This window comes from Klebsiella michiganensis, assembly GCA_000963575.1.
GTDB lineage: Bacteria > Pseudomonadota > Gammaproteobacteria > Enterobacterales > Enterobacteriaceae > Cedecea > Cedecea michiganensis_A.
In genome coordinates, this window is the sequence record CP011077.1 from 4125208 (window position 1) to 4141090 (window position 15883).

A 15883-nucleotide genomic window follows, 5' to 3' on the forward strand; every position below is an offset into this window, starting at 1 on the left:
TCCCTCTCCCCAACTCTCTGGCAGGGAGGGGGAAAGCCAGATTCAGTATTCTTTGTCTGTTAATCTCCTCTCCCCTTTGGGGAGAGGGTGAGGGGTAAAACTAGTCCCACAAATCCCTGGCCGGATCGAGCACCGGGCGAATAATTCCGGCGCGCACGGTGAAATCACCGAAGCCTTCGTCGGCCTCGCGCTCTTTCGCCCAGCGCCCCACCAGCTCATCAATCGAGCTGAGGATCTCCGGCTCGGTGATGTTTTCGCGGTACATGCGCGGAATACGCGTCCCGATGCGGTTGCCGCCAATGTGCAGGTTATAGCGCCCGGGCGCTTTCCCCACGAGGCCAATTTCAGCCAGCATCGCGCGGCCACAGCCGTTCGGGCAGCCGGTCACACGCATCACAATGTGCTCATCCGGCACCTTGTGTTTATCCATCACCTGCTCAACTTTGGTCACAAACTCCGGCAGGAAACGTTCAGCTTCCGCCATCGCCAGCGGACAGGTTGGAAACGCCACGCAGGCCATTGAGTTCTCACGCTGCGGTGTGACCGCATTCATCAAGCCGTGATCCGTCGCCAGCTTCTCAATTTTAGCCTTTTCGCTTTCCGGCACGCCGGCGACGATCAGGTTCTGGTTTGCCGTCAGGCGGAAATCACCTTTATGGATCCGCGCTATCTCCAGCAGACCGGTTTTCAGCGGGCGCTCAGGATAATCCAGGATACGGCCGTTTTCGATAAACAGCGTCAGATGCCATTTGTCATCGATCCCCTTCACCCAGCCAATACGATCGCCGCGGCCGGTAAATTCATAGGCGCGGGTAGGCTCAAACTTGATGCCAGCGCGGCGCTCAACTTCTGCCTTAAAGACGTCTACGCCCACGCGCTCAAGGGTATATTTGGTTTTGGCATTTTTGCGGTCGGTACGGTTCCCCCAGTCACGCTGAGTCGTCACCACCGCTTCCGCTACTGCCAGAGTATGCTCCAGCGGGATGTAGCCGAATTCGCTTGCCGTGCGGGCATAGGTATTTTTATTCCCGTGCTCGATGGACAGTCCACCGCCGACCAGCAGGTTAAAGCCAACCAGCTTGCCGTTTTCCGCAATCGCAATGAAGTTCATGTCGTTGGCATGCAGATCCACGTCGTTTTGCGGCGGGATCACTACCGTAGTTTTAAACTTACGCGGCAGATAGGTTGCCCCCAGAATCGGCTCTTCGTCCGTGGTGGCGACTTTTTCTTTATCCCACCAAATCTCGGCGTAGGCGCGGGTGCGCGGCAGCAGGTGCTCGGAGAGCTTTTTCGCCCATTCATAAGCTTCCTGATGCAGCTCAGACTCCACCGGGTTAGACGTACACAGCACGTTGCGGTTCACGTCGTTGGCGGTCGCCAGCGCGTCCAGGCCAACCTCGTGCAGCATTTCATGCGCGGGCTTCACGTTCTTCTTAAGAATACCGTGGAACTGGAACGTCTGGCGGTTGGTCAGGCGAATGCTGCCATAGACAGTCTTATCTTCGGCAAATTTATCAATGGCCTGCCACTGCTGCGTGGTGATGATCCCACCCGGCAGACGGCAGCGGAGCATCATCGCGTGGCGCGGCTCCAGCTTTTGCTCAACGCGTTCGGCGCGAATATCGCGGTCATCCTGCTGATACATGCCGTGGAAGCGGATCAGCAGGAAGTTGTCGCCGTTAAAACCGCCGGTCAGGCCATCCTGCAGATCTTCTTTAATGGTGCCGCGCAGAAAATCGCTGTCGCGCTTCAGTCGTTCGGCGTCGACCAGTTTGCCTTCGACCACCAGAGGGCCAGGGTGTTTTTCGCTCATTAGTAGACATCTCGCTGATAACGGCGCTCAACGCGCAGCTCACTTAAAAATTCATCTGCCGCTTCGGTGTCCATGCCACCGTGGACGGCAACCACTTCCAGTAACGCCTGCTCAACGTCCTTCGCCATACGGTTGGCGTCGCCGCAGACGTAAATGTGGGCACCTTCCTGAATCCAGCGCCACAGTTCCGCGCCTTTTTCGCGCAGTTTGTCTTGTACGTATATTTTATGCTGCTGGTCGCGGGACCAGGCTAAATCAATGTTCGTCAGCAGGCCGTCTTTGACGTAGCGCTGCCATTCCACCTGGTACAGGAAATCTTCGGTAAAGTGCGGGTTGCCGAAGAACAGCCAGTTCTTGCCGCTCGCGCCTTCATTGTCGCGCTGCTGAATAAAGGCGCGGAACGGAGCAATACCGGTGCCGGGGCCAATCATTATGACCGGGGTTTCCGTATTTGCCGGTAAGCGGAAGTTATCGTTATGTTCAATGAATACGCGCACTTCGCCGTCTTCCTCAAGGCGATCGGCCAGGAAGCCGGACGCACCACCGCTGCGGGCGCGGCCTTCGATGTCATAGCGCACCGCACCGACAGTAATGTGGACTTCGGTTTCAGCTTCCGCCTGCGAAGAGGCAATCGAGTAAAGGCGCGGCGTGAGCGGGCGCAGCAGGCCAGTTAACTGTTCAGCCGTCAGCTCTGCCGGCGCATAGCGCGCCATGTCGACAATCGGTGTCGTCTGCGCGTAATGCTGCAGTTTGGCTTTATCGCCTACCAGCGCCAGCAGCGCCGTGTTGCGAGTCAGCTGGGCGTAGTTTTCAACGATATTGCCGGTGTTGACAGTCAGCTCGAAGTGCCACTGCAGGGCTTCACTCAGCGGCAGCGTTTTTCCGTCCACGGTGACGCTTTCATCGCCCTTCAGCCACAGTAAATCCGTCAGCTCTTTCACCAGCGCCGGATCGTTTTGATACCAGACGCCAAGCGCATCGCCCGGCTGATAGCGCAGGCCGGAGTCGCCAAGATCGATTTCGATGTGGCGCACGTCTTTATCGGAGTCGCGGCCGGTAATTTTCTGGTTAACCGCAAGCGTGGCGGTTAACGGTGATTCTTTGCTGTAAGGGCTGGTGAGAATTTCATTGCTTACGCCCGTGGCCGTTGCGGCAGCCTGAGCCGGGGTTTCCGCCGGTACGCGAGACTTTAGCAGCTCGACGATTTTGCTGCGCCATTCCTGCGCCGCGGCCTGATACTCTACGTCGGTATCAACGCGATCCAACAGGCGCTCACCGCCTAGTTCAGCCAGTTTGCTGTCGAAGTCTTTGCCGGACTGGCAGAAGAATTCATACGAGCTGTCACCGAGGCCAAAGACCGCAAACGCGGTGCCGTTAAGCGGCGGGGCCTTTTTCGAAAACAGGAATTTGTGCAGGGCTACGGCCTCTTCCGGCGGCTCCCCTTCCCCTTGCGTGGAACTGACAACAATCAGCAGCTTTTCCTGGGCAATTTGCTTGAATTTATAGTCGCCCGCGTTCACCAGATTGACGTTCAGCTTCGCCGCCAGCAGGTCGTCCCGCAGCTGCTCGCTCACGCGGCGCGCGTTGCCGGTCTGAGAAGCGGAGATCAGCGTGATCGCCGGTGCTTCAGCCGCAGGGGCCGGGGCCACCGCACCCGCACCCGGCTGCTGGTTAATCATTCCCCAGAAATAGCCGGACAACCAGGCCAGCTGAGTGGTTGAAAAATCAGTGGTCGCCGCCTGAAGGCGTGCCAGCTGGTCCGGCGTTAGCGGCAGCAAAGCGCTCGGTGGAACCTGAGAAGTCATACGTATTTAGCTTCCAGTAGCAAAAGGCAAAAAAAGGGCTTACAGACTGTAATGAGTCAAGGTTAACCAGCAGGTTATCAACAATTAAAGAAGGGATGGAAATAATTAATAACTAAAACGACTAATCGTTTTTTCAGGTAAATCATAGTGTTAAAAGTAATTAACTAACTATCTGATGAATATGAAATTTCACCATTTTCACCGTTGCTTACACCGTGCCGTCGGGCAATGAGCCGTTTAGTTAATGCGAAAAATAGTCCATTCCGCTATCATGCGGCGGTTTTTTGAATTCCAGAGAGTTAAATAATGTCCACCACCCTGTTTAAAGATTTTACCTTCGAAGCCGCCCATCGCCTGCCGCACGTCCCGGAAGGCCACAAATGCGGCCGCCTGCATGGCCACTCCTTTATGGTGCGCCTGGAAATTACCGGCGAGGTAGATCCGTATACCGGCTGGATCATGGACTTTTCCGAGCTGAAAGCGGCGTTTAAGCCGACCTACGATCGTCTCGATCACTATTATCTGAACGATATCCCTGGGCTGGAAAACCCCACCAGCGAAGTGCTGGCGAAATGGATTTGGGATCAGATGAAACCTGTCGTGCCGCTGCTGAGCGCGGTGATGATCAAAGAAACCTGCACCGCAGGCTGCGTCTATCGCGGCGAATAAGCTAAAAAAGTCCGGAAATTACGCCGGACTTTTCCTCTCTGCGCCCCCCATCAAGCTAATTTTTCTCCCGCTTTGGTAAGCTGCTCCGTCGCAACTAAAAGGTGCACGGGATGGCCACTACAGATTTCGATATTATTGTTGTTGGGGCAGGAATAGCAGGGGCCTGTTGCGCGGTGGAGTGCGCTCGCGCCGGGCTCAATGTTCTGCTGGTTGAGCGAGCCCATCAGGCCGGCAGCAAGAACCTTTCCGGCGGCAGGCTCTACACCGCCGCGTTTGATGCTCTCTTTCCTGACTTTTCCCGCGCAGCCCCGCTCGAACGCTGTATTACCCATGAAAAGCTCTCCGCTCTGACGGCGGACAGCGCAACGACGCTGAGCTTTCAGTACCCTTCGGCGGCGTCCTACAGCGTGCTCCGTGCTCGGTTAGATCCCTGGCTGTTTCAGCAGGCTGAACAAGCCGGCGCACAGTGTCTGACCGCCACCCAGGTCGATAGTCTGCATGTTGAAAACGGCGTGGTGGGCGGAGTGGTGATCGACGGCGAAGTGCTGAGCGCCAAAGCTGTCGTTATCGCAGAAGGTGCCAATACTCTGCTGGCCGAGCAGCACAAGCTATTAAATAAGTTGCCCGAACACAGCGTTGCCGTTGGCGTGAAAGAGGTACTTGCGCTCCCAAGAGACGAGCTCGAAAACCGCTTCGCGCTTGAAGGCCATGCAGGTGCCGCCTGGCTGTTCACGGGCGGTATCTGCGGCGAGCAGCCTGCTGGCGGGTTCCTCTATACCAATCACGATACGCTTTCTGTCGGCATCGTCTGCCCACTCTCTTCGCTTCGGGCGTCCGCCGCAGCGCTTCCAGACCTGCTGGAAAACTTCAAGCAGCACCCGACCCTGCGTCCACTTCTGCGCCGCGCCGAGCTGGTTGAATACGGCGCGCATCTTATTCCTGAATGTGGCCTGAACGGGCTTCCCGGACGTCTGGCTGGCCCGGGTTATTTGCTGGTGGGCGATAGCGCTCGCTTCTGTATCAATACCGGCTTCACCGTGCGGGGTATGGATTTAGCCGCGCTCTCGGCAAAGGCTGCGGCGCAAACGCTGATCCAGGTGCTACAGGACAATGAAAGTGTCGATCTTCATCAGGCATACTGCCAACAGCTGGAGCGCACTTCGCTGTGGGCGGTGCTGGAGCGCTATCGCAAGATGCCTGATTTTTTACAAACGCCGGGGCTGTTTCAGGACTATCCGCACCTGCTGGCTGAACTGCAGCGTGATATCTTTGATCCCCAGAACTCACCGCCGCCAAGGCTCGGCAGCCTGCTGTGGAAACATGCCCGCAAGGCCGGCATTTTCAGACTGGTTAAAGATATTTTTCACGGAGGACGTAGCCTGTGAACCTGCATGAGAAACTGGCCAGGAACGCCTGGCAGCCTGCGGAGAAACCGCATATTGTCCCCGCTGACAGCCCCGACAGAGAAAGCCTTGCCCTGCTGGTACGGGCCTGCCCTGCCGGATTATATCGCCAGAAAGAAGACGGCAGCCTGCACATTGATACCACCGGCTGCCTGGAGTGCGGCACCTGCCGCCTGCTATGCGACGAACAAACTCTCAGCCGCTGGCGCTACCCGCCCGCCGGCTGTGGCATCCAATTACGCTTTGGTTAACTGTATACGATGGAGTCCAAGCTGTGTCCCTGATGTCCCTACTCAAGCAACACCCGCTGATTGCAGCGGTAAAAGATAACCAGAGCCTGCAGCTGGCGCTGGAATCCGACTGCCAGGTGATTTCCGTCCTGTACGGCAATATCTGCACCATTACCGGCATCGTGCAGCAAATTAAGAAGGCGAACAAATATGCGCTGGTACACGTCGATTTACTGGAGGGGACGTCGAATAAAGAGATTGTGATTAACTTTCTGAAACTGGTGACCCAGGCCGACGGCGTGATAAGCACCAAAGCGCCAATGGTAAAAGCGGCCAGGGCGCAGGGGTTCTTCGCCATTCACCGGCTGTTTATCGTCGATTCCATCTCTTATCACAACATTGATAAGCAAGTGGCCCAGTCAAACCCGGACTGCATCGAAATTCTGCCGGGCTGTATGCCGAAAGTGATGAAGTGGGTCACCGAAAAAATCGACCTGCCGGTGATTGCCGGCGGCCTGGTGTGCGACGCCGAGGATGCCAACAACGCGCTTAGCGCCGGGGCGCTGGCTATCTCCACCACCAATACCGGCGTCTGGCAGTTGGCTAAATATCTTCCCTGACGCAGTTTTGCAGTTCGGTTAGCACCGGCAGCAAATCATCCACGATACCCACATCGGCATGGCGGAAAATAGCCGCCTGTGGATCGTGGTTGATAGCCACTATAAACCGACTGTGGGCAATGCCGCTGATAAAGGCAGGTGCGCCGGAGACGCCTGCCGCAATACAAACGTCGGCAGCAACCTGAGTGCCAGACATCCCCAACAGTTTGTCCATGCTACACCAGGCGTGCATGACGGCCTCACGGCTGGCGCCGGTTTCCATTCCCAGCCCAAGGGCAATATCCTCCACCTGCGCCATAGCCTGCGGGCTGCCAACGCCTCGTCCCACCGCCAGCACCAGGCTGGCCTCAGCCAGCCCGGATGCGGTTTCATCTTCAATTGCCGCAGACTCAACCAGCCAGGCGGGCCTCTGCTCTGCGACGGGAATCTGACAATATTCGATCTCTGGCTGCCAGGTTTTGGCTCCCGGCGCGGCGGCTACGCTCAGGCACCAGGGTTTATTCTGCAACCGGAGAGCGGCCACCAGTGCGCCGCCATAGGCACTTTTACGCACGACCTGTTGGGCAAAACTCGCTTCGCTAACCGCACCCCAGGCTTCACCTTGCAGACGGTACGCCAGCCGAGTGGCAAGCTCTGCGCCCTGCCAGCCAGAAGGGAATAACAGCATATCCACCGGAGAACGGGCGAACTGGGCGCCAATACCCTCCAGCAGTGGTTCGCTGTATTCATTCTCCGGCAGCAGCCAACCTTCAAGCTGCGTCTGTGCCATTTCACTGCGTGAAATGAAATGTCCTATCTCATTGAGCGCCGACGCTTTCCGGGCTTCGGGCAGAATCACGGCAATTTTCATGGCTTCATCCTTTTGCGTAGCCAGTCGCGGTAGAGGCTGCGGGCCTTTTCTCGCGCGTCGCTGCCCTGAATGATTAAACCGCCGCGCTGCCGCTGAGGATGCTCCAGCCCCCAAAGAGGAGATGCCGCGGCCGTATCGTTCAGCGCTTTCACGGGCCAGACCTCAACGTCCGACGTCTTCACCGCCAGCTTTTGCCGCAGGCCTGGCGTTCTCAGGCAGTAGTCTCCACGGCTTTCCACCATCAGCACCGCTGGCAGCCGCACGGTCAGGCTTCGCTTACCTGCCCCGTGCCGCTGCTTCAGGCAAACCTGCTGGCGTTCATCGTCGAGCGTAAAATCATAAACCTGGCTGAAGCACGGCCAGCCCAGCTGTTCGGCGAGGTAAAACCCCGTCTGCCCGCTATTACCTTCGGCGCTGCGCGACCCGATGACCATTAACGATTGAGGATGTTGCTGCTGCCATGCCGCCAGCAAAGCAGCCACCGTGGCAGGGGTAAAAGTCAGCTCTTCATCCGGCTGCAGCCGCACGGCCCGCTGGAACCCCAGCGCCTTAAACTGGCGCAGAAAACTGTCCGCACGCTCACAGCCAATACTTAACGCGGTAAGGTTCAGGTCCTCTTCCTGACGCAACAGTATCTCACCGGCAGCCTGCTCATCTTCCCCCAGGCAAGGGCGCGTTATCGAGGTATCCAGGCTTCCCTGCCCGGCGGTTAGCCAATCTTTCTCCGCCAGCATGGAGAGGTCTGGCTCGGCCTTAAAGGCTAACAGAATGTTCATGATTCACTCCCGGCGGCTGCTCTTTATTCCCGGACGCGGCAACAAGGCTCATGTTTCGCGTTTCCGGCGCCCAGAAGACGGAAACCAGCAGGCCCAGCATAAGCACCGCGCTAAGCAACAGCATGGTGTTTTGCACCCCGACGGACACCAGCGCCATCGGCAGCAGGCCGGTACTGATTGCCGAACCCAGGCGGCTCATCGAGGTCGCAAATCCCACCCCCAGCGAGCGAATATCTGTCGGGAAGCTTTCCGCCGGCAGCACGCCGACCAGGTTGCTCACCGCCGAAATGGTCAGGGTAAAAACAAAGAACAGTAGCAGGATGATGGTGCCGTGTTGCTCCGGCACCAGCGCCAGCGCGGTAAGGCTGAAAAACAGCACCAGAAAACCGCCAATCAGGAAGCCGCGCCTTGAACAGTGATGCGTCAGCACAAGGCCCGCAATCGCGCCCACCACCAGCACCATATTCAGCAGCAGGCTGGCGGTCAGGCCATCCTGCATTCCCAGCAGCCCGGTAATGGACGGCAGCCAGGTATAAATCGCAAACCACGGGATCACCAGGCAAACAAAGAACAGGCTATTAAACGCGGTACGCCGCCAGTATTGTTCGGAAAACAACGTGCGGATATGGCGGGAGGTCGGCACCGCAATTTCATCGCCGATCACAACGTGTTCGCCGAAGCAGCGGCGCACAATCTGATGCGCCTCGGATACCCGCCCCTGACGAAGCAGCCAGCGGGGAGATTCCGGGGTGCCCCAGCGCAGCAAAGTAATTAACAGCGCGGGCAATGCGGCCGAGGCCAGTAGCCAGCGCCATGCTTCCGGCCCGCTCTCCACCAGTTGATGACCTATCAGGCTTGCCAGCACGTATCCCAGCGTCCAGACCAGGCTAAAGGCGCCGAGCAGTACGCCACGATGTTTGCGCGGGGAAAATTCGGCCAACATGGTGTGGCCCACGGAATAGTCGCCTCCCAGACCAATACCAATCAGCACCCGTAGCACAATCAGTTGCTCTACGTTGCTAACGAAAAATTGTAAAAAGGAGGCCAGCGTGATGAGCACGAAGCTGAAGTTAAAAATTTTCTGACGGCCAATATGATCGGAGATCCAGCCCAGCACCAGGCTGCCAAGAAACAGCCCAAACAGCGCCGAGCTGCCCACTAATCCTTCCTGAAGCGGCGTCAGGCCCATTTGCGGCGTAATCATCACCAGCGCAAAGCCAATCACGCCCAGCACATAGCCGTCCGTCAGGTGGGCGCCGAAGGTCAGCCCGGCAATGCGTAAATGAAAGCGATTGAGCGGCAGGTCATCCATACGAACCGGTTCGGCGTGCATACTGATTCCTTTGTCGATCCGTAAGTAGAAAAGTCGGCTCCTGAGAGCCGACCTGTGCGGTTATTTTTCAATCGGCCAAATCGTGCCGGTATTCATGATGCCGTTCGGATCGTACTGATCTTTCAGGCCCTGCATGATTGGCCAGGCGGTGCCGTGCTCCAGTCTGGACCAGTGCACGCGGTGTTTACCGATCCCGTGGTGGTGCACCATCGAGCCGCCGAGGCGAATCGTCTCTTCGACGATGATTTTGTTCAGCGGATTGTGGTACTTGTCGATCTCCTCTTCCGGCTTGCAGTCCACCACGTTGTAGTCATACACGAAGTACATGTTGGTGCCGTTGATGTAGCTGTGGGAAGAGTGGCCGCCCAGCATAGTGATATCACCTGCATGTGGGAACTCAGTGCGAATGCGCTCGATCACATTGTGGTAAATCTCATTAATGCAGCTCCAGCTGCCGGAAACTTCTGTGGTAAAGCCCATGTTGCCGGTTTTCAGGATCTGCACGCGTTCGGCAGCAACTTTATCCGGCCCCCAGTTCAGATTATTGAACCAGGTTTCGATCAGCTTGCTGTCCACTTTCTTGCATTCCGGGTGACGAGCCACAATTTCTTCGATGCCTGCGCCGGTCGCTTCGGCCAGGCGTTTAGAGCCTTCGGCCATAAAGATCAGCACGCATTTTCCATCGGCAAAGTGGGTGAAGTGCTGGGTGCCGTCTTCGGCGTCATACAGGCGGGCAATCGACGGACGATATCCTTCCACCATCACTTCACGCAGGATGTTGAAGCCGGTTTTCATGTTGTCGAGGATATAGCCGTAGAATAGGTTGTTTTCCGGCATATATTTGAAGATTTTTACCGTCACTTCGGTGATGTAACAGAGCGCCCCTTCGTTACCGATAATTACGTGGCGAATGTCCGGGCCAGCGGCACGGCGAGGCACGTTTTTAATGCGGGTGATGCTACCGTCCGGGAACACGGCCTCTAGGCCAACCACCATGTCTTCAATCGCCCCGTACAGAGTTGAGAACTGACCGATGCTGCGGGTTGCAACCAGGCCGCCCATCTGTGCCAGCGGTTTTGACTGAGGAGAGTGGCCGGTGGTGTAGCCTTTCGCACGCAGGGCATCCTCCAGCACTTCCAGCGGGACGCCGCACTGAGCGGTGGCCTGCATGTTTTCAATATCAATATCGACAATCTTGTTCAGCCCGGAACCGTCCAGTACCACGGAGTTTTCCACCACGGTTTCCAGGCCGCCTTCCGTGGCCGAAGCGCCGGTGCGCGGCACGCAGTTGATACGGTTGCTGTTCAAGAACGCCAGCACGCTGGAGACTTGCTCAGTGCTTTGCAGCTTCACCACCGCGGCCGGCAGCGGCAGGGTGAACACGCCATGAATATCCGCGTATTTTCTGAACCGGTCGATACTGTTTTTCTGCAATACTTTTTCATCGGTAATAACCTGCTGCGGGCCAACGATTTCTTTTAATTGATCCACAATTTTTTCGCGAGATAAAGACATGACAACTCCTTCCTGACAAATAAGGGAATACGGATATAAATAAGAGAAAGCAGGAACCACCCTGCGAGAATTATCTGACTAAATAACCACCATCAACCACTAACAAATGACCATTAACATAATCTGAAGCGCGGCTGGATAAATAAACCATCGCCCCCATAAGGTCCTGCGTTTCACCCCAACGATTGGCTGGAATATGATCAAGCACGCGTTTATTGGTTTCCGGGTTTTTTCGTGTTTCGGTAGTAATATCGGTGGCATAATAACCAGGTGCAATACCGTTCACCTGAATATTATATTGACCTAATTCATCACAATACGCTTTCGTTAAACCGGCCAGAGCATGTTTTGTCGCGGAATAAGCCGGAGACCACTGCCCGCCAAGATAAGAAAATAGTGAACAGATATTAATGATTTTTCCGTGCTTTTGCGGGATCATCACCTTGGCCGCTTCGTAGCTTAATTCGAACGCCGCGGTCAGATTGATGTTGATCATCGGGTCCCAGTCGCTGCGGCCAAAATCCAGCACTTTGTTGAGCTTACAGATCCCGGCGTTGTTGACCAGAATATCCACCGAGCCAAAGGTCTCCAGGCACTGGGCAATAACCTGGGCCGGGGCGCCTTTTTCCGTAATATCCACGGTCATAAAAGCCACCTTTACACCTTGGCTTTCAATAAGTTGACGAGTTTCGCCTTTCTCTTCCACCACCGTTGGAATAAACACATTCGCCCCGGCCTTAGCCAGCGCCATGGCAAATGCCTGCCCCAGTCCGCTGTTGCCGCCGGTGACAATCGCCGTCTTCCCTTTGAGCGAGAAGAAGTCCAGTGAGAATTCGTTGAGTGCGCTGAGCGACATGATGAACTCCTTAAATTTTTTAAACGCAAAAAAAATGAGAAAAGCAAGCTCCCCCCGAAAGGGAAGTTACTTTTCTCATCGTCTCTAGTAACTGGCTAAAATAAGTATCACAGCGGCTAATCACGTTATGTGATCAACCTCACAACTCATTAATGGGAAGGTTTTAACGCTAAATTATTCACCGTCAAAACCAATAGCGTGATATTTCTCACACTAAAAAACGGCATCTCATGATAATAATCTCCGCAATTACTAGAGCCCATGAGAAAAGTAATCAGCCCCCACAAGGGATTGGTTGCTTTTCTCTTTTTTTGTCTTTAACAATCCTACTCACTGAGAGCACACCATGCGTGATTCAAATTTTCGTCGCTGGCTAACGCTGGCAATAATAAGTATCAGTGGTGGCGTAAGTTTTGACCTTGCTTATTTAAGGTATATTTACCAAATCCCAATGGCAAAATTCATGGGATTTAGCAATACCGAAATAGGCTTAATTATGAGCACTTTCGGAATAACCGCAATTATCCTTTATGCGCCTAGCGGGATCATTGCCGATAAATTCTCGCATCGCTTAATGATGACGCTGGCTATGATTGCCACCGGCCTGTTGGGAATTGTTATGGCCTTCTACCCGCCGCTCTGGGTGATGATCGTCATTCAGGTCGCCTTCGCTGTGACCACAATTCTGATGCTGTGGTCGGTCTCCATCAAGGCAGCTTCCCTGTTGGGCGATCATAGTGAACAGGGAAAAATCATGGGCTGGATGGAAGGCCTGCGCGGCGTCGGCGTGATGGCGCTGGCGGTGTTCACCATGTGGGTATTCTCGCGCTTCGCGCCGGAAGATGCCAACAGCCTTAAAGCCGTCATCCTTATCTACAGCGGCGTTTATATAGCGCTCGGCGTGCTGTGCTGGTTTTTCGTCAGCGACGGTTTTACTGGCCGTACAGAGAATGCTCAGGAAGCGAAAAAACCGGCCTTCCAGCTCAAGGATATCCTGTCCGTTTTACGCATCAGCACCACCTGGTACTGCAGTATGGTGATCTTCGGGGTCTACACGATTTATGCGATCCTGAGTTATTCCACCAACTACCTGACTGAGATGTACGGCATGTCACTAGTGGCAGCCAGCTACATGGGCATCGTGATAAATAAAATCTTCCGCGCCGTTTGTGGCCCGCTGGGCGGCATTATTACAACCTACAGCAGAATTAAGTCACCCACACGCGTTGTGCAGCTGCTTTCTATTGTTGGCGCCGTCGCGCTGGTTGCGCTGCTGGCGACCAATGCCAACCCTCAGTCTGTTGCGATGGGCATTGGGCTTATTTTGCTGCTGGGTTTCACCTGCTACGCCTCACGCGGGCTGTACTGGGCCTGCCCTGGTGAAGCCAGAACGCCGCCCTACATTATGGGTACCACCGTCGGTATCTGTTCGGTCATAGGCTTCCTGCCGGACGTGTTCGTTTACCCGCTGGTCGGCCACTGGCAGGACACGCTTCCTGCCGAGGAAGCCTACCGCAACATGTGGCTGATGGGATTAGCCGCGCTGTGCATGGTCATCGTGTTTGCCTTTTTGCTGATTCGCAAAATTCGCGCCGCCGACACTGCGCAGGAAAAATTGGCATCGCTGGCCGCAACGGGCGAGTGATGAGGGAAAATTGAAGGAGAAAGGCAATGTCGAAGCAATACATCATTGGGATTGATGGTGGGAGCCAGAGCACAAAAGTCGTGATGTACGATCTGGCAGGCAATATCGTCTGCGAAGGCAAGGGGCAGCTCCAGCCGATGTACACGCCAGACGCGGATACCGCCGAACACCCTGACGACGACCTGTGGGACTCACTGTGCCGCGCCGGGCAGGATTTAATGAGCCACTTCACGGGCGACAAGAATGCCATCGTCGGGATTGGGCTCGGCTCCATACGCTGCTGTCGGGCTTTACTAAAAGCCGATGGCACTCCGGCTGAGCCGCTGATCAGCTGGCAGGATGCGCGCGTCACTCGCCCCTACGAGCACACAAATCCTGATGTCGCATGGGTTACTTCATTCTCGGGGTATCTGTCCCATCGCTTAACCGGCGAGTTCAAAGACAACATTGCCAACTATTTTGGCCAGTGGCCGGTGGACTACAAAACGTGGACGTGGAGTGACGACGACGAAGTGCTGAAGAAATTTAATATTCCGCGCACCATGCTGTTTGATGTTCAGATGCCGGGCACGGTCATCGGCCATCTGACCGAAACCGCGGCGAAGGCCACGGGCTTCCCGGCTGGCTTGCCGGTAGTTTGCACCACCAGCGATAAGCCGGTAGAAGCGCTTGGGGCTGGCCTACTGGATGACGAAACGGCGGTGATTTCTCTCGGCACCTATATCGCGCTGATGATGAACGGCAAAGCGCTGCCGAAAGCCCCGGTGTCCTGGTGGCCAATTATGTCGTCTATTCCGGAAACGCTGCTGTATGAAGGCTACGGCATTCGTAAGGGAATGTGGACGGTAAGCTGGCTGCGGGACATGCTCGGCGAGTCGCTGATTCAGGACGCGAAAGCACAAAATCTTTCCCCGGAAGGGCTGCTGAATCAGAAAGCTGCATTGGTGCCACCCGGCTGCAACGGCCTGATGACCGTGCTGGACTGGCTGACTAATCCGTGGGAACCGTTCAAGCGTGGGATCATGATAGGCTTTGATTCCAGCATGGACTACGCGTGGATTTACCGCTCTATCCTCGAAAGCATCGCCCTGACGCTGAAAAACAACTACGACAATATGTGCCATGAAATGGACCATTTTGCCAAACAGGTAATCATCACCGGCGGCGGCTCCAACAGCGACCTGTTTATGCAGATCTTTGCCGACGTATTCAACCTGCCGGTCAGGCGTAACGAGATCAACGGCTGCGCGAGTCTGGGGGCGGCTATCAACACCGCCGTCGGGCTGGGGCTGTATACCAGCTATGAAACCGCCGTCGAAAAAATGGTGCGGGTCAAAGATGTGTTTGTGCCGATAGAAAACAACGCTAAACGCTATGAGTCGCTAAATAAGGGGATTTTCAGGGAGTTAACGCAGCACACCGACGTTATTCTGAAAAAATCGTATCAGGTGATGCACGGGGAGTTAGATAACACGGACTCGATTCAAAGCTGGTCCAACGCTTAACTAGCGGTTTACGCCGGGTGTGGTTACCGCACCCGGCTTTGCGCATCAGGCAATGTTCAAATACTTGTGCGTCTGCATCGACAGACGCCAGTTGCGTGCGATGCAGGTCTCAATGCACAGGCGCGTCGCGTCATCTTTTTGGCTGATCGGCTGCAATGCGATGATACGGCTTTTCTCATCCGTCAGCGTAGCCAGCAGTTCGTCCAGCGCTTCAACGTCACGCAGGCGCCCTACCGGGTGCTTAATTTCATCCGCACGCTCCAGCGCCTGGGAGAGAATGTCGTAGCCGCCGCGCATGTTCACCTTCGGGGAAACCGTCACCCAGGTGTTTGCCGTACAGCGTACTTCGTGAGTCCCGCTGGTTTCTATCTGGCAGCTAAACCCGTTTTTCTCGAGCAAATCCGTCAGCGGGGTCAGGTCGTGAATGCAAGGTTCACCGCCGGTTATCACCACATGCCGCGCGGTATAGCCCTGACGGCCAATGACGGCCAGCAGATCTTCGGCGCTTGCCGCACCCCATTTATCGCTTTCTTTGGTTTTGGCCAGAATGCTGAACAGCGACACTTCACGATCCGCGAGCTTATCCCAGGTATGTTTGGTATCGCACCAGGCGCAGCCTACCGGGCAACCCTGCAGGCGAATAAAAATGGCGGGCACGCCGGTAAAATAGCCTTCCCCTTGCAGGGTCTGGAACATCTCGTTAATCGGGTACTGCATAATCATCTCAGTCATAGTCACAAAAAGTAATTATCGCAGAACTGGCGTTGGAGATCATGCGAAAGCGGCTGTGCTACCGCGATGCCTGTTGCTCAGGCCACGCTCAAAACCACCATTTCCACGGTTACTGTGTGCCAGCTCTCAAC

At 55.6% G+C, this 15883-nt stretch carries 14 protein-coding genes; 6 read left to right on the top strand and 8 right to left on the bottom strand.

Annotation, left to right across the window (positions count from 1 at the left end; all coding sequences use genetic code 11):
* Positions 1 to 100: 100 nt before the first annotated feature.
* Complete coding sequence (locus VW41_19045) at positions 101 to 1813, bottom strand: sulfite reductase subunit beta (protein ID AJZ90955.1); 1713 nt, start codon at positions 1811 to 1813, stop codon at positions 101 to 103.
* Entirely contained in the window at positions 1813 to 3618 is a 1806-nt protein-coding gene (gene cysJ / locus VW41_19050) for a sulfite reductase subunit alpha (GenBank protein ID AJZ90956.1), read from the bottom strand. Before cysJ ends, VW41_19045 begins: the two co-directional genes overlap by 1 nt.
* A gap of 306 nt (positions 3619 to 3924) precedes the next feature.
* Between cysJ and VW41_19055 the strand changes: the two genes are divergently transcribed.
* The 4 genes from VW41_19055 (at position 3925) to VW41_19070 (ending at position 6540) form a co-directional block, all read left to right on the top strand.
* On the top strand, positions 3925 to 4287 hold the full coding sequence (locus VW41_19055; GenBank protein ID AJZ90957.1) for a 6-carboxy-5,6,7,8-tetrahydropterin synthase: 363 nt from the start codon (positions 3925 to 3927) through the stop codon (positions 4285 to 4287).
* Between the two features lie 110 nt (positions 4288 to 4397).
* A complete protein-coding gene (locus VW41_19060) occupies positions 4398 to 5672 on the top strand; it encodes an FAD-dependent oxidoreductase (GenBank protein ID AJZ90958.1) in 1275 nt (424 codons plus the stop codon).
* A complete protein-coding gene (locus tag VW41_19065) occupies positions 5669 to 5941 on the top strand; it encodes a ferredoxin (GenBank protein AJZ90959.1) in 273 nt (90 codons plus the stop codon). Before VW41_19060 ends, VW41_19065 begins: the two co-directional genes overlap by 4 nt.
* Positions 5942 to 5964: 23 nt before the next feature.
* Complete coding sequence (locus tag VW41_19070; protein ID AJZ90960.1) at positions 5965 to 6540, top strand: hypothetical protein; 576 nt, start codon at positions 5965 to 5967, stop codon at positions 6538 to 6540.
* Here the strand turns inward: VW41_19070 and VW41_19075 are convergent.
* From VW41_19075 to VW41_19095, 5 genes are all read right to left on the bottom strand, one after another.
* A complete protein-coding gene (locus VW41_19075) occupies positions 6524 to 7390 on the bottom strand; it encodes a hypothetical protein (protein ID AJZ90961.1) in 867 nt (288 codons plus the stop codon). The genes VW41_19070 and VW41_19075 overlap by 17 nt on opposite strands.
* Positions 7387 to 8166: a hypothetical protein gene (locus VW41_19080; GenBank protein ID AJZ90962.1), complete on the bottom strand. Its 780-nt coding sequence runs from the start codon at positions 8164 to 8166 to the stop codon at positions 7387 to 7389. The genes VW41_19075 and VW41_19080 overlap by 4 nt, the downstream gene beginning before the upstream one ends.
* Positions 8144 to 9499, bottom strand: a complete 1356-nt coding sequence (locus tag VW41_19085; protein AJZ90963.1) for a major facilitator transporter — start codon at positions 9497 to 9499, stop codon at positions 8144 to 8146. Before VW41_19085 ends, VW41_19080 begins: the two co-directional genes overlap by 23 nt.
* A gap of 60 nt (positions 9500 to 9559) precedes the next feature.
* Entirely contained in the window at positions 9560 to 11014 is a 1455-nt protein-coding gene (locus VW41_19090; protein AJZ90964.1) for an FAD-linked oxidoreductase, read from the bottom strand.
* A 70-nt stretch (positions 11015 to 11084) separates the two neighbouring features.
* Positions 11085 to 11870, bottom strand: a complete 786-nt coding sequence (locus VW41_19095) for an oxidoreductase (protein AJZ90965.1) — start codon at positions 11868 to 11870, stop codon at positions 11085 to 11087.
* Between the two features lie 346 nt (positions 11871 to 12216).
* Here VW41_19095 and VW41_19100 point away from each other — a divergent pair, with 346 nt between their 5' ends.
* On the top strand, positions 12217 to 13515 hold the full coding sequence (locus VW41_19100) for a membrane protein (protein AJZ90966.1): 1299 nt from the start codon (positions 12217 to 12219) through the stop codon (positions 13513 to 13515).
* Positions 13516 to 13541: 26 nt separating this feature from the next.
* Complete coding sequence (locus tag VW41_19105) at positions 13542 to 15020, top strand: sugar kinase (protein AJZ90967.1); 1479 nt, start codon at positions 13542 to 13544, stop codon at positions 15018 to 15020.
* A 45-nt stretch (positions 15021 to 15065) separates the two neighbouring features.
* On the opposite strand, the gene VW41_19110 is transcribed toward VW41_19105, so the two are convergent.
* Complete coding sequence (locus tag VW41_19110; protein ID AJZ90968.1) at positions 15066 to 15737, bottom strand: pyrroloquinoline quinone biosynthesis protein; 672 nt, start codon at positions 15735 to 15737, stop codon at positions 15066 to 15068.
* Positions 15738 to 15883: the final 146 nt, after the last annotated feature.